The following is a 13,407-nucleotide window of genomic DNA, read 5'->3' as shown; positions in this document are numbered from 1 at the left end:
CGCACGCCGCGCCTCCCGCCGCGCACGCCTCCCGCCCGCGCCCGGCGTACAGGCCGTGACCGCTCACACATCCCGGCGGTCCACCGCCACGATCGCGACGACGGCCGCCACCGCCGCCCAGGCGGCGAAGGTGATCCAGGCGCCCTGGGCCGTCGCCTGATGGCGGGGGACCAGCGTGAACGGATCGTGGGCGTAGGAGATGTCCGCCAGCCGGTTCCAGGCGTTGACCGGCTGGGCGTGCTTCACCGCGGCCGTCCAGGCGTAGCGGTCGGTGATGAAGGAGGGGATCAGCAGGAGCACGGCGGTGGCGGCGACCATCGTGGTGGCGCTGTGCCGGATCAGGGCGCCGAGCGCCATCCCGGCGAGGGCACACACCGGGGCGAGGAGCGCCGAGGCGCAGACGACGCGTGCCGCGCCGGGGTGGGTGAGGGCGACGCCCGCGTCGCGGGTGGCGAGAATCGCCTGGGTGGAGGCGAACGAAGCACCCGCGACGAGCGCGCCGTAGCCCGTCATGACGACGGCCAGCAGGGCCGCCTTCGCGGCCATCAGGGCACGCCGGTCGGGAACGGCCGCGAAGGTCGTGCGCACCAGACCGGTCGAGTACTCACCCACGACCGTGATCGCGCCGATGCTCGCCACCGCCAGGACCAGGATCATCGCGGAGCCGTCGGTGAAGGCGTCCCGGAGGGCCAACCGGGCCATCTGTGAACGCATCCCGTCGTCGAGACGCGGAAGGTCGGCCGCGTCCACCCGCGCCGCGTTCGCGTTGAACGCGATCACCGCGAGGGCACCGGCGCCGAGCGCCCAGTACGTCGAACGCAGCGAGCGCAGCTTGATCCACTCGGCGACGAGGAGGTCCCCGAAACGGGCGGCGGGAACAGGGACGGAGTCGGGGGAGGCGGGCACGGAGGCGGTCGTCATCGGGAGTCTCCGGCGAGGAATTCGGCGCTGTCGGCGGTCAGTTCCATGAAGGCCGCTTCCAGAGAGGCGGCCTGCGGGGTCAGCTCCTCGAGCAGAATCCGGTGCCGGAAGGCGAGTTCGCCGATCCGCGCCGCGCTCAGCGCCGACACCTTCAGAGTCCGGCCGTCGTACGGTGCCACCGCCGCGCCCTCGGCGGACAGCACCGCCGTCAGCCGTTCGGCGTCCGGCGTCCGGACCGTCACGGCGAGCGGGGTGCCGCGCGCCGCGAACCGCGCCACACTCTCCGCGGCGATCAGCTCACCCCGCCCGATCACGATCAACTCCTCCGCGGTGTTCTCCATCTCCGACATGAGGTGGCTGGAGACGAAGACGGTGCGGCCCTCGGCGGCGAGTCCCCGGAACAGTCCGCGCACCCACAACACGCCCTCCGGGTCGAGGCCGTTGAGCGGTTCGTCGAACAGCAGCACCGGTGGATCTCCGAGCAACGCGGCCGCGATTCCCAGGCGTTGCCGCATGCCCAGCGAGAAGCCGTCGACGCGGCGGCGGGCCGCCGAGCCCGAAAGTCCCACCTCCCGCAGCACCTCGTCGACCCGGCCGGCCGGGATCCGGTTGCCGCGGGCGAGAGCCGACAGATGGGCCCGCGCGCTGCGCCCGCCGTGCACATCGCCCGCGTCCAGCAGCGCGCCGACATGCCGCAGTCCGCGCGGGCGGTCCCGGAACGGCCGTCCGTCGACGGTGGCCGTCCCGCCGGTCGGCGCGATCAGACCGAGGAGCATGCGCAGGGTCGTCGTCTTGCCCGCTCCGTTCGGGCCGAGGAACCCGGTGACGCGTCCCGGGCGCACCTGGAACGTCAGCCGCCGTACAGCTGTCATGTCGCCGTATCTCTTGGTCAGTTCGTCGACTTCGATCATGCCCACACCGTCCCGCCGACGGCCGGACCGGCGCATCGGTCCGGCGCGGACACTCTCCCGCGACCCGTGTCGACCCCGGTTGTACGTCCACGGGCCGATGCCCGCGCCCCACCGCCTGCCTACGATCGGCGCATGCATGTCACGCCGCCGCTCCCCCCGCTCAAGCGTGTGCCGCCCGGCGTCTGGGTGGCCCTGGCCTGGTGCGCCAGCACCTTGTTCACGTTCCTCGCGCGCGTCCGGCTGCCCGGCGAAGAGGCGGCCAACGAACTCGTCGCCGTCCAGTTCTACCGTTGGGACGGCCTGCTCTTCCTCACCGTGGCGTGCGCCCTGGCCCTGGCCGGCAGCCTGTGCCTCGGGCGCCGGCCCCTCACCGCCTTCACCCTGCTGCTCGCGGCGGCCGCCCTGATCACCGTCAACCTCGCCGTGGGGGCGATCCAGCTCCCCCAGTACCTGGCCGTCGACATCGCCCTCTACTTCATCGCGGCCGGCCGTCCCCGCCGTACCGGGGTCACCGCGCTCACCCTGGCGCTCGCCCTCCTGGTCGCCTGGCTGACGGTACGACTGCTGCACGGATGGGGCGTCGGCACACTCGTCGGGCTGACCGTGGCCCTGACCGTCGTCGTCTCCTGGCTGCTCGGCGACGCCGCCCACCGCACCCGCGCCCACGCCGAGCAACTGCGCGTCCGGGCGGCGGGCCAGGCCGTCACCGACGAACGTCTGCGCATCGCCCGCGAGATGCACGACATGGTCGCCCACAGCATCGGCATCATCGCCCTCCAGGCCGGCGCGGCGGCCCGGGTCGTGCACAGCCAGCCGGACGCCGCCCGCGAGGCGATGACGGCGGTCGAGACGGCCGGCCGGGAGACCCTCGCCGGGCTGCGCCGCATGCTCGTCGCGCTGCGCCAGGCGGACCAGGCGGACCAGGCGGACCGGCCCCACCCACCCGGAGCCCGGGGCGCGTCCTCCGACGCGCCGGGCGGATCGCGCGGACAGGGCGACTCCGACGCGCCCGGCCGGTCCCCCGAACACGGTCCCGGAGGGCCGGGCCGTAGCCCCGCGCCCGCCGACAACCGGTCCCGCGTCCCCGAGGCCGCGCCGCTGCGCCCCGCCGAGGGACTCGCCGACCTCGAGCGGCTGGCCGCCGCGACGACGGCCGCGGGGGTCCGCGTGGACATCCACTGGACGGGGGCGCGGCGTCAACTCCCGCCGGACATCGACCTGTCCGCGTTCCGGATCGTCCAGGAGTCGGTCACCAACGTCGTACGGCACGCGGCGACGACCGCCTGCCGGGTGACCGTCGACCACCGCGACACCGAGGTCGCCCTCGAGATCACCGACGACGGCCGGGGGAGGGGCAGTACCACGGACACGGGATTCGGCCTCATCGGCATGCGTGAGCGGGCCGCCCTGCTGCACGGCGAGCTCATCGCGGGGCCGCGCCCCGAGGGCGGCTTCCGGGTGAGCGCCCGCCTTCCGTTCCCGGCCACGAGCACGGCGGCCGCCCGATGACGGTCCGGGTGCTCCTCGCCGACGACCAGCAGCTCATCCGCACAGCCCTGCGCATGGTCATCGCCGACATCGAGGATCTGGAGGTGGTGGGCGAGGCGGAGAACGGCGCGGAGGCGGTGGCCCTCACCGCGCGGCTCTGCCCCGATGTCGTCGTCATGGACATCCGCATGCCCGGCATGGACGGCATCGAGGCGACGCGCCGGATCACCTCGGACGCGGCCGAGCCGAGGAAGGAGACGAGGATCGTCGTCCTCACGACGTTCGACGACGACGACTACGTCTACGGGGCGCTGCGAGCCGGCGCGTCCGGGTTCCTGGTCAAGGACATGGCGCTGGACGACATCATCGCGGCGGTCCGCGTGGTGGCGGCCGGGGACGCCCTCATCGCCCCCGGCGTCACGCGCCGGCTCATCCAGGACTTCACCGCCTCCCGGCCCGAACTGGCCCGTGCGCAGCGCGAGTTGAAAGGCATCACCGAACGTGAGCGCGAGGTCCTGACACTGGTCGGCACCGGGCTGTCCAATACGGAGATCGCCGAGCGGCTCTTCATCAGCGTGGCCACGGCGAAGACGTACCTCACCCGCCTGCTCTCGAAGCTGGACGCCCGGGACCGCGTCCAGCTGGTGATCATCGCGTACGAGGCGGGGCTGGTGTCCGTGAGCCGGTGAGCACCCCGGAGGACCGCGTACCGGGGTGTGCGCGCACCGGATGTCCGGGCCGGATGCCGGTGACCCCGGTGACGCAAGAGGGGCGAATCGATTCACCATGATCTATTCCGTAGTTTTGCGTGAATGTCGCACAACTGCGGTGTCCGGGCGGCAATATGGGCTGATCTTCCTCAGAACCACGGACCCGAGGCAGCGCCATGACCAGACCGCAGTCCCCGACGGATCCCTACGCGAGGCCGCAGCGCCGGGGCCAACCGGTCCCTGGCGACTCCCACCGGACCGCGCTCGTCGTAGCCCTGATCGGCGCCGCCGCCACGGTCGTCGCGGCGCTCATCGGGCTGTTCGTGCAGCTGAGCGGGGATATGGAACAGCGCGGCTCCGGTCCGTCGGTCGGCGGCGCGTCGCCCGTCTCCGGCACACCCGGCGTGCCCGATGAGGCCGGTGTCCCGCGCGCGTCGGGGCCGCCGAGCGCGTCCGCCGCACCCGCGGTGTCCGCCGCACCCGGGGTGTCCGCCGCACCCGGGGTGTCCGACGGGGCCGGGGTGTCCGACGAGGCCCCCTCCACGGCTCCGGCGGCCGTAGGTCTCCCGGAGGAATTCCTCGGGCGCTGGCAGGGCTACGCCGAGGAGGTCGACGCCGGCAGGACCGACCACTACCGCGTCACCGTGGAGCTGAGCGGCGGGAGCCGGCGGGAACAGGTCGGCAGCATCCACTACGCGATGGAGTCCTCCGACTGCCACGGCGTCGTCACCCTGACGACGGTCAGCGGCGGCGACCGGGTGACCCTCGGGGAGGACATCCAGTCCGGCAACTGCGTCACGAACGGCCGCATCACCCTCACGCTGAACCCCGGGGACACCATGGACTTCGCCTACGAGTCGACCAAGCGGGACGGCACTCGGCAGTCCGTGGAGGCCGGCCTGGAACGCGTCGCCTGACCGGCGACGAAGGCCGTCGCCCGGGCGCTCGGCGGGCGGGCCGGGACCCTGCCCGCGGGGCCGCACGCGGCCGCCGTGAGGCGCCTCGTGGGGGTCCCCGGGCGCAAAGAGGCCCATCGGGGCCGGGGCGCGGGTGCCGTAGGCGAGAATGGGCCGCATGAGTCTGTTCCGCGACGACGGCATCGTGCTGCGCACCCAGAAGCTGGGTGAGGCGGACCGGATCATCACGCTGCTCACACGCGGTCACGGGCGCGTACGGGCGGTGGCGCGCGGTGTCCGGCGGACCAAGTCCAAGTTCGGGGCGCGCCTCGAACCCTTCTCCCATGTGGACGTGCAGTTCTTCGCGCGCGGCAGCGAACTGATCGGACGCGGGCTGCCCCTGTGCACGCAGAGCGAGACGATCGCTCCGTACGGTGGCGGAATCGTCACCGACTACGCGCGCTACACCGCGGGCACCGCCATGCTGGAGACCGCCGAGCGGTTCACCGACCATGAGGGGGAGCCCGCGGTGCAGCAGTATCTGCTGCTGGTCGGCGGACTCCGCACTCTCGCCCGGGGCGAGCACGAGCCGCACCTCGTCCTCGACGCCTTCCTGCTGCGCTCCCTCGCCGTCAACGGCTACGCGCCCAGCTTCAGCGCCTGTGCCAAATGCGGCATGCCGGGACCGAATCGGTTCTTCTCGGTCGCGGCGGGAGGTTCCGTCTGCGTCGACTGCCGGGTGCCCGGCAGCGTCGTACCCTCGCCTCAGGCCCTCGAACTCCTCGGTGCGCTGCTCACGGGAGACTGGGAGACGGCGGACGCGAGCGAGCCGCGGCACGTCCGGGAGGGCAGCGGGCTGGTGTCGGCCTATCTGCACTGGCATCTGGAGCGCGGACTGCGTTCCCTGCGCTACGTGGAGAAGTAGGCGCCACCCGGGTACGCGAGAACGACGAGAACAGCAACAACGGCAAGCAGTACCAGAGCACGACGAGCGCCGAGCGCAAGCAAGAGGGAGACGAGAAGCACATGGTCGTACGCGGGATCCTGGGACGCCAGCGCCGCGAGTACAAGACGCCGGAACCGCACCCCTCCGGTGCCCGCGCGCCCAAACTCCCCGGCGAGCTCATCCCGAACCATGTCGCGGTCGTCATGGACGGGAACGGCCGGTGGGCCAAGGAGCGCGGGCTGCCGCGCACCGAGGGGCACCGGGTCGGCGAGGGCGTCGTCATGGACGTCCTCAAGGGCTGCATCGAGATGGGTGTGAAGAACCTCTCCCTCTACGCCTTCTCCACCGAGAACTGGAAGCGCTCGCCCGACGAGGTGCGCTTCCTCATGAACTTCAACCGGGACGTCATCCGGCGCCGCCGCGACGAGATGGACGAGCTCGGCATCCGGATCCGCTGGGTCGGCCGCATGCCCAAGCTGTGGAAGTCCGTCGTCCAGGAGCTCCAGATCGCCCAGGAGCAGACGACGCAGAACGACGCCATGACGCTGTACTTCTGCGTCAACTACGGCGGTCGTGCCGAGCTCGCGGACGCCGCCAAGGCGATGGCCGCCGATGTCGCCGCCGGCCGGCTCGACCCCGACAAGGTCTCCGAGAAGACGATCCAGAAGTACCTGTACTACCCGGACATGCCGGACGTCGATCTGTTCCTGCGCCCCAGCGGTGAGCAGCGCACCTCCAACTACCTCATCTGGCAGTCGAGTTACGCCGAGATGGTCTTCCAGGACGTGCTGTGGCCCGACTTCGACCGGCGTGACCTGTGGCGTGCCTGCGTCGAATACGCGCAGCGCGACCGGCGTTTCGGCGGCGCCGTCCCGAACGAGGACCTGCTGGCCATGGAGCAGGGCATGCGGGGCGACGGCTCGTAGCACCCGCCGTCCGGGGCGTTGTCCGAACCTGGCCTTACGATCATGGCTCATCACCACCGAACCGGGGAGGGGCCGTGGTCGAGGGTCAGGGTGCTGCGCCGCAGCAGGAGTTGCCGGAGCAGCCGCAGGGGCACGGGGCGGATGTCGTCGAGCTGGAGTACCGGCCGGCCGTCCGGGATCTCTCGTCGGCGCTGAGAGCGCGCAGAGGCGTCAGCAAGGCGGGCCGAAGACAGTTCTGGTTGCTGGGCGCCGCGGCCGTGGTGGTCGCCCTGGAGTGCGCGCTCGCGCTGGCCGGACAGGACGCGTCCACGCTTCCCGTGATCTGGCTTGTCGTTTTCGCGCCCCTCTTCTTTCTGACGCCCTGGCTCCGGGCCCGCCAGGTGCAACGCTTCGCGGAGGTCCAGGGCACCTTCCGTGTGACCGTCACGGACGCCGGGGTGACCGTGGCCACGGACAACACCACGATGACGCTCAACTGGGTTGCACAGCCCCGCTACCGGGAGACGGCGGACACCTTCGTCATGCTCAGCCCCGACAAGAACGCCGTCGGCTTCACCGTGCTGCCCAAGCGCGCCGTGCGCGCTCCCGCGGACGTGGACAGGCTGCGGGCGGTCCTCGACCGCAACCTGACCCGCGTCTGACGCCCCGGGGCGGGCACGCGCCGAGGACTCAGCCCTTCGCCGCGGCGCACTCCGAGCACGTGCCGAAGATCTCCACCGTGTGGGCCACGTTCACATAGCCGTGCTCCGCCGCGATGGCCTCGGCCCACTTCTCGACGGCCGGGCCCTCCACCTCCACAGCCTTGCCGCACACACGGCAGACGAGGTGGTGGTGGTGCTCGCCGGAGGAGCAGCGCCGGTAGACGGACTCGCCCTCGGACGTACGCAGGACGTCGACCTCGCCGGCGTCGGCCAGGGACTGCAGCGTGCGGTAGACCGTGGTGAGCCCGACCGAGTCGCCCTTGTGCTTGAGCATGTCGTGGAGCTCCTGCGCGCTCCGGAACTCGTCCACCTCGTCGAGCGCGGCCGCCACGGCGGCACGCTGCCGGGTGGAACGGCCCCGGACGGGCGATCCAGCGGTTGTCACCGTTGCCTCCTCACGTCTGCCCTTGCCCGGCCATTGTGCCAGTCCGGGCTGTGCCCGGTCGGACGCCGACCGTGCTCTCCGCGCCGCGCGCGGCCGGAATCGTGCACTCCGCCGGGTCTCCGGCGGCCTGCGCCGCGGCCAGCGCCCGGGCCCGGCGCCGGGCCAGCGGGGTCGCGAGCGCGGTCAGCGCGATGAACACGCCGATCGTCAGCAGCACGATCGTCGCGCCGGGAGGCACGTCCTGGTAGTACGACGTCACGGTGCCGCCGATCGTCACGGTCACCCCGATCGCCACCGCGATGGCGAAGGTCGCCGCGAAGCTCCGGGTGAGCTGCTGGGCCGCCGCCACCGGAACCACCATCAGCGCGCTCACGAGCAGCAGCCCGACCACCCGCATGGCGACGGTCACCGTGACCGCCGCCGTGACCGCCGTCAGCAGGTTCAGGGCCCGCACCGGAAGACCGGTCACCCGTGCGAACTCCTCGTCCTGGCTGACCGCGAACAACTGGCGGCGCAGTCCCACCGTGACGAGCACGACGAAGGCGGCCAGCAGGCAGATCGCCGTCACGTCGGACTCGCTGACCGTCGACAGGGAGCCGAAGAGATACGAGGTCAGGTTGGCGTTCGAGCCACCCGGCGCGAGGTTGATGAACATCACGCCGCCCGCCATGCCCCCGTAGAAGAGCATGGCCAGCGCGATGTCCCCGCGCGTCCTGCCGTACCAGCGGATCAGCTCCATGAGCACGGCGCCCAGCACGGACACGGCCATCGCCATCCACACCGGTGACGTGGACAGCAGGAAACCGAGGCCGACACCCGTCATGGCCACATGGCCGATCCCGTCGCCCATCAGGGCCTGGCGGCGCTGGACCAGATAGATGCCGACGGCGGGGGCGGTGATGCCCACCAGGACGGCGGCGAGCAGAGCCCGCTGCATGAAGGCGTAGTCGAGGATGTCCATCAGCTCAGCAGTCCCGTCCGGAGGGGTTCGGCGTCATGAGCCGCGTGCGGGTGCACGTGGTCGTGGCCGGGCAGCGCGTGCTGGCCGACCGCCTGCGGTGGCGGGCCGTCGTGCAGCACACAGCCGTCCCGCAGGACGACCGCGCGGTCGATCAGCGGCTCCAGGGGGCCCAGCTCGTGCAGCACGAGCAGGACGGAGGTGCCCTGGGCGACCTGGTCGCGCAGGGTCGCGGCCAGCACCTCCTGGCTGGCGAGGTCCACGCCCGCCATCGGCTCGTCCATGATCAGCAGTTCGGGCTCGCAGGCCAGCGCGCGGGCGATGAGGACCCGCTGGTGCTGCCCGCCCGACAGGGCGTTCACGGAGTCCTTCGCGCGGTCCGCCATCCCGACGAGCTCCAGGGCCCGCCGCACGGCCGCGTGATCCGCCTTGCGCAGCACACCGAAGCGGGCCCGGGACAGCCGCCCCGAGGCGACGATCTCGGTGACCGTCGCGGGCACACCGCCCGCCGCCGTGGTCCGCTGCGGGACGTATCCGACCCGGTGCCAGTCGCGGAAACGGCGCCCCGGGACGCCGAAGATCTCGATCTCGCCTGCGCTGACGGAGACCTGGCCGATGACACTGCGCACCGCGGTCGACTTGCCCGAGCCGTTGGCGCCGAGCAGCGCGACGACCTCGCCGCGGCGCACGGTGAGATCGATGCCGCGCAGGACCGGGCGCGAACCCAGCTCCGCCCGGACACCGCGCAGGGATACGACGGACTCGCTCACGACGTCCTCCACACTGGTCACTTGGCGCCGAGAGCCGTCTGCAGCGCCTTCAGGTTCGACTCCATGACCTGCATGTAGTCGCTGCCCCTGGACTTGTCGGTGATGCCCTCGAGCGGGTCGAGGACATCCGTGCGAAGACCCGTGTCGTCGGCGATCGTCCTGGCCGTCTTGTCGCTGACGAGCGTCTCGTAGAACACCGTCGTGACGCCGTCGGCCTTCGCCATCGTCTCCAGGCCCTTCACCCGGTTCGCGCTGGGCTCCGACTCCGGGTCCAGGCCGTTGATGGCCTCCTCGGTGAGCCCGTAGCGCTCGGCGAGGTAGCCGAACGCGGCGTGGGTGGTGATGAAGGTCTTGGTCTTGGTGTCCGCGAGACCGTTGTGGAAGTCGGTGTTCAGCGCGACGAACTTCTTCCGCAGCGCCGACATGTTCTTCTCGTAGTCCGCGGTGTGCTTCGGGTCGGCCTTCTTCAGTGCGTCGGAGACCCCCTCGGCGACCTCGGCGAACCGCACCGGGTCGAGCCAGATGTGCGGGTCGGTGGCGCCGGTCCCCTCGCCCTCGCTGTCGTCGTGGGCGGCCGCGTGCCCGCCGACCTCGTTGCCGTGCTTCTCCAGCGTCGTCAGCGAGGCGGCGTCGATCTTGGTCTTCACCTCGGCCTGGGCGACCGCGTCGTCGACGGCAGGCTGGAGGTTCTTGAGGTACAGGACGGCGTCCGCCTCCTGGAGCTGCGCGGTCTGCCGGGCGCTGATCTCCAGGTCGTGCGGCTCCTGGCCGGGCTGGGTCAGGTTCGTGACGTTCACATGCGTCCCGCCGATCTCCTCGGCGAGGTACTGGAGCGGGTAGAACGACGCCACCACGTCGAGTTTTCCGTTGCTCTTGCCGTCGGCCGAGGCGGAGCCGGAGCAGGCCGAGAGAGCGCCGAGGCCGAGGGCGGTGGCCGCCACGACCGCGGACCCCGATATGAGGCGTCGTCGTACGTTCATGACACTCATTTTCAACAAATCTGGAAACGATTGTCAACAAGCCCTCGTCGGGGCGGCCGCGCACCCCCCGGCAACGGGCATCAAGCGGATGTAAGCGGCAGGAAGCGGCCCACTCCGCGAACCGATTTGATACAGGGGTGGGCGACGCCGGTAACCTGAAGCATTCGCTGCCGTCCGTTCGTAATGAAGAGAGCACCGTGGCCGCCGACAAGATCGAGACCATCGTCAGCCTGAGCAAGCGCCGTGGCTTCGTTTTCCCCAGTAGTGAGATCTACGGCGGACAGCGTGCCGCCTGGGACTACGGCCCGCTCGGCGTCGAACTCAAGGAGAACATCAAGCGCCAGTGGTGGCGTTACATGGTCACCTCCCGTGAGGACGTCGTCGGTATCGACTCGTCGGTGATCCTGGCCACCGAGACCTGGGTCGCCTCCGGCCACGTCGCCACCTTCACCGACCCCCTCACCGAGTGCACCTCCTGTCACAAGCGCTACCGCGCCGACCACCTGGAGGAGGCCTACGAGGCGAAGCACCACCGCCTCCCGGAGAACGGCCTCTCGGACGTGAACTGCCCCAACTGCGGCAACAAGGGCATGTTCACCGAGCCCAAGCAGTTCTCCGGCCTCCTGAGCACCCACCTCGGCCCCACCCAGGACAGCGGCTCCGTCGCCTACCTGCGCCCCGAGACCGCTCAGGGCATCTTCACCAACTTCGCCCAGGTGCAGACGACCTCGCGCCGCAAGCCGCCCTTCGGCATCGCCCAGATGGGCAAGTCCTTCCGCAACGAGATCACGCCCGGCAACTTCATCTTCCGCACCCGCGAGTTCGAGCAGATGGAGATGGAGTTCTTCGTCAAGCCGGGCGAGGACGAGAAGTGGCAGGAGTACTGGATGCAGGAGCGCTGGAACTGGTACACCGGCCTCGGCCTCAGCGAAGACAACATGCGCTGGTACGAGCACGCCAAGGAGAAGCTCTCCCACTACTCCAAGCGCACCGCCGACATCGAGTACCGCTTCCAGTTCGGCGGCAACGAGTGGGGTGAGCTGGAGGGCGTCGCCAACCGCACCGACTTCGACCTCGGCGCGCACTCCAAGGCCTCCGGCCAGGACCTCTCCTACTTCGACCAGGAAGCCGGAGAGCGCTGGACCCCGTACGTCATCGAGCCCGCCGCCGGTGTCGGCCGCGCGATGCTGGCCTTCCTCCTCGACGCCTACGTCGAGGACGAGGCCCCGAACGCCAAGGGCAAGATGGAGAAGCGCACCGTGCTGCGCCTCGACCCGCGCCTCGCGCCCGTCAAGGTCGCCGTGCTGCCCCTGTCGCGCAACCCGGAGCTCTCGCCCAAGGCCAAGGGTCTGGCCACCGCGCTGCGCCAGAACTGGAACATCGAGTTCGACGACGCCGGCGCCATCGGCCGCCGCTACCGTCGCCAGGACGAGATCGGCACCCCGTTCTGCGTCACGGTCGACTTCGACACCCTCGACGACAACGCCGTCACGGTGCGCGAGCGCGACTCGATGAAGCAGGAGCGTGTCTCGCTCGACCAGATCGAGGGCTACCTGGCCAGCCGCCTCATCGGCTGCTGATCACCCGCCGCTCACGAAGCCCCCGGTTCCCGAGCAGGGAACCGGGGGCTTCGCGTCGTCCCGGACCATGGGGTGTCCGGGCATCGACGGCACCGGCCGCCGGGCGGCACCGGTGCGGCGTGGGTGGCACCGGGCGGCGGCGCCTCCTCCCGGCCCCATCGGCCGGGCCGGCCTCAACGGCCCTGCAGGGCCTTCACGTTGTCTCCGAACGTCCAGTTCTTCGAGCCGTCCCAGTTGACGGACCAGGTCATCAGACCCTTGAGGCCGGTCCCGTAGTGGCGCCAGGCCTGGGAGACGAGACTCGGTGACATGTAGCCACCGCCGGCACCGGACTGCGCGGGCAGCCCCGGCACCTGCTTGTCGTAGGGAACCCTGATGGTGGTCCCCTGCACCACGAGCCCCTTGTCCAGGCAGTCGGTCTGGGCGGTGAAGCCCTGCACCGTGCCCGCGGAGTACGAGTCACCGGAACAGCCGTACATGCTCCCGTTGTAGTACTGCATGTTCAGCCACCACAGACGTCCGTTGTCCGCGTACTTCTTGACGATCGGCAGATAGGCGCCCCAGATCGAGCCGTACGCGATGCTGCCGCCGGTGACGTACGCCGTCTCCGGCGCCATGGTCAGCCCGAAGTTGGACGGCATCTGCGTCAGCACTCCGTCGATGATGCGGATCAGGTTGGCCTGGGAGGCGGAGAGCTGACCGATGTTCCCGCTGCCGACGAGTCCCGTCTCGATGTCGATGTCGATCCCGTCGAAGTTGTACTTCTTCAGGATGGGCACGATCGTCGCGACGAAACGGTCGGCGACCGCGGACGAACTCAGGTCGATCCCGGCAGCCGCTCCGCCGATGGACAGCAGGATCGTCTGCCCCGACGCCTTGGCCGCGCACATCTCGGCGGGCGTCGCGACCTTCACGCCGGTGTCCATCCCGTCCTGCCACAGCGCCGTGCCGTCCGAGCGGATGACGGGGAACGCCGCGTTGATCACGTTGTAGCCGTGCGCGGCGATACGGGAGTCGGTGATCGGTGTCCACCCGAAGGGCGGGTGCACACCGTTGGACGAGCCGTCCCAGTTCTCCCAGTATCCCTGGAGAACCTTTCCGGAGGGGCGGGACTTGACGGCGCAGGTGTCCGCCGCGGAGGCGCTGGGGGCGCCCGCGATCGACAGGGGGGTGAGGACGGCTGCCGCCAGGGCGACGGCGAGCAGGCGCAGCTTCCGACGGATCATGCGAGGCCT

14 protein-coding genes are annotated in these 13,407 nt (G+C 70.8%); 7 read left to right on the top strand and 7 right to left on the bottom strand.

Annotated elements, in window-relative coordinates:
- Positions 1-63 precede the first annotated feature (63 nt).
- Positions 64-921, bottom strand: a complete 858-nt coding sequence (locus OG788_RS16575; RefSeq protein ID WP_406371673.1) for an ABC transporter permease — start codon at positions 919-921, stop codon at positions 64-66.
- Complete coding sequence (locus OG788_RS16570) at positions 918-1,832, bottom strand: ATP-binding cassette domain-containing protein (RefSeq protein ID WP_406371671.1); 915 nt, start codon at positions 1,830-1,832, stop codon at positions 918-920. The genes OG788_RS16575 and OG788_RS16570 overlap by 4 nt, the downstream gene beginning before the upstream one ends.
- Before the next feature lie 132 nt (positions 1,833-1,964).
- Between OG788_RS16570 and OG788_RS16565 the strand changes: the two genes are divergently transcribed.
- From OG788_RS16565 to OG788_RS16540, 6 genes are all read left to right on the top strand, one after another.
- Entirely contained in the window at positions 1,965-3,341 is a 1,377-nt protein-coding gene (locus tag OG788_RS16565) for a histidine kinase (protein ID WP_406371669.1), read from the top strand.
- Positions 3,338-4,009, top strand: coding sequence for a response regulator (locus OG788_RS16560; protein ID WP_406371667.1), 672 nt, complete (start codon positions 3,338-3,340; stop codon positions 4,007-4,009). Before OG788_RS16565 ends, OG788_RS16560 begins: the two co-directional genes overlap by 4 nt.
- Positions 4,010-4,206: 197 nt before the next feature.
- Positions 4,207-4,947, top strand: a complete 741-nt coding sequence (locus tag OG788_RS16555; RefSeq protein WP_406371665.1) for a hypothetical protein — start codon at positions 4,207-4,209, stop codon at positions 4,945-4,947.
- 157 nt (positions 4,948-5,104) lie between these two features.
- A complete protein-coding gene (gene recO, locus OG788_RS16550; protein ID WP_351538459.1) occupies positions 5,105-5,851 on the top strand; it encodes a DNA repair protein RecO in 747 nt (248 codons plus the stop codon).
- Between the two features lie 101 nt (positions 5,852-5,952).
- On the top strand, positions 5,953-6,798 hold the full coding sequence (locus tag OG788_RS16545; protein WP_266758536.1) for an isoprenyl transferase: 846 nt from the start codon (positions 5,953-5,955) through the stop codon (positions 6,796-6,798).
- 74 nt (positions 6,799-6,872) lie between these two features.
- On the top strand, positions 6,873-7,439 hold the full coding sequence (locus OG788_RS16540; RefSeq protein WP_406371663.1) for a YcxB family protein: 567 nt from the start codon (positions 6,873-6,875) through the stop codon (positions 7,437-7,439).
- Between the two features lie 28 nt (positions 7,440-7,467).
- Here OG788_RS16540 and OG788_RS16535 read toward each other — a convergent pair whose 3' ends face one another.
- Genes OG788_RS16535 through OG788_RS16520 form a run of 4 tightly spaced genes read right to left on the bottom strand, consistent with a single transcriptional unit; the run spans position 7,468 to position 10,592 of the window.
- Positions 7,468-7,884, bottom strand: a complete 417-nt coding sequence (locus tag OG788_RS16535) for a Fur family transcriptional regulator (RefSeq protein WP_406371661.1) — start codon at positions 7,882-7,884, stop codon at positions 7,468-7,470.
- A 10-nt stretch (positions 7,885-7,894) separates the two neighbouring features.
- A complete protein-coding gene (locus OG788_RS16530) occupies positions 7,895-8,845 on the bottom strand; it encodes a metal ABC transporter permease (protein ID WP_406371659.1) in 951 nt (316 codons plus the stop codon).
- The gene (locus tag OG788_RS16525) at positions 8,845-9,612 is read right to left on the bottom strand and encodes a metal ABC transporter ATP-binding protein (protein ID WP_351538449.1); all 768 of its coding nucleotides are present in this window, start codon (positions 9,610-9,612) and stop codon (positions 8,845-8,847) included. The genes OG788_RS16530 and OG788_RS16525 overlap by 1 nt, the downstream gene beginning before the upstream one ends.
- A gap of 17 nt (positions 9,613-9,629) precedes the next feature.
- Entirely contained in the window at positions 9,630-10,592 is a 963-nt protein-coding gene (locus OG788_RS16520) for a metal ABC transporter substrate-binding protein (protein ID WP_406371657.1), read from the bottom strand.
- Between the two features lie 197 nt (positions 10,593-10,789).
- Between OG788_RS16520 and OG788_RS16515 the strand changes: the two genes are divergently transcribed.
- Positions 10,790-12,172: a glycine--tRNA ligase gene (locus OG788_RS16515; protein WP_351538443.1), complete on the top strand. Its 1,383-nt coding sequence runs from the start codon at positions 10,790-10,792 to the stop codon at positions 12,170-12,172.
- A gap of 173 nt (positions 12,173-12,345) precedes the next feature.
- Here OG788_RS16515 and OG788_RS16510 read toward each other — a convergent pair whose 3' ends face one another.
- Positions 12,346-13,398 carry a chitinase gene (locus OG788_RS16510; protein ID WP_406371655.1) on the bottom strand — a complete coding sequence of 351 codons (1,053 nt, stop codon included), beginning with the start codon at positions 13,396-13,398 and terminating at the stop codon, positions 12,346-12,348.
- Positions 13,399-13,407 lie beyond the last annotated feature (9 nt).

The organism is Streptomyces sp. NBC_00647 (genome assembly GCF_045207245.1).
Taxonomy (GTDB): Bacteria; Actinomycetota; Actinomycetes; order Streptomycetales; family Streptomycetaceae; genus Streptomyces.
This window is presented reverse-complemented; position numbering and strand designations above follow the sequence as displayed.